The sequence below is a fragment of the Gordonia sp. UCD-TK1 genome, assembly GCF_001691435.1.
GTDB classification, from domain to species: Bacteria; Actinomycetota; Actinomycetes; order Mycobacteriales; family Mycobacteriaceae; genus Gordonia; species Gordonia hongkongensis.
Genome location: NZ_LZMP01000085.1, coordinates 1 through 783, shown reverse-complemented (window position 1 = coordinate 783; position 783 = coordinate 1). Strand labels below are relative to the sequence as shown.

The following is a 783-nucleotide window of genomic DNA, read 5'->3' as shown; positions in this document are numbered from 1 at the left end:
CCGCCGTCCTGGTCGACGTCGGCGGCGACAGCCTGGATGCGGGCGAGGGTGCGGTCGCGTTTGCCGATCCGCGCCTGTAGCTGTACATGCCGATATGCCGCCGCCTCCAGGTCGGTTTCCAGGCAATCGAGTTCGTCGAGGAGTCCTGCCACGAGAGTCGGGGATGCAGCGATGAACTCGGCGTCAGCAGACGGGATCGTGACCTCCAACTCGCAGGCCGACCGGCATCCACACTCGCCGTTATGGTGGACCTCCAGGACCTCGGTGTCGTACTCGTACACGACGGGATCGCCACCGAGCCCTTCGAGTACGCGGTGGTCGTCGCCGTACCACTTCCACAGCCCTCGGGTGATGCCTTGCAGGAGTCGGCGGGCGTCGGCCCGCACATCGTCAGACATCAGAGTTCTCCGTCCGAGCGTCGTCCGAAGCCGCGCGAGGGAAAGCCTTGAGTGATGCGCGCAAGGCTTCTAGGAGGTCGCGGGCACCATCTCGTTCGTCGTCACTGATTTCGGTGCCGGTCATTGTGTGTCTCCTGTGTGTTTGGCGGCGGCGATGAGAGCGGCACCGGCAGCGAGTGCGGTCGCGGGGCTCATGTCTTCGGTGCCGAATGCTCCGATTCGTGTCCCTGCTGGCCAGTGGCGGACTCGCACGTGCGCCCCGTCAGGTGCCGTCGGAGTTCGATCCCGGTTGATGCGCCACACGTTCGCCTGCGGATCGTCGACTTCGGGTAGTGCGATGACGGTGTAGCCGCTGTCACGGATAGCGGCAACCACATGAGCGGCG

2 protein-coding genes are annotated in these 783 nt (G+C 65.4%); both read right to left on the bottom strand.

Features of this window, described 5'->3' with window-relative positions; all coding sequences use genetic code 11:
• A partial coding sequence (locus A9310_RS24180) for a hypothetical protein (RefSeq protein ID WP_139104739.1) occupies window positions 1–398 on the bottom strand: 398 nt, incomplete at its 3' end.
• Window positions 399–518: 120 nt separating this feature from the next.
• On the bottom strand, window positions 519–783 hold a 265-nt coding region (locus A9310_RS26160; protein ID WP_217492981.1), incomplete at its 5' end, for a hypothetical protein.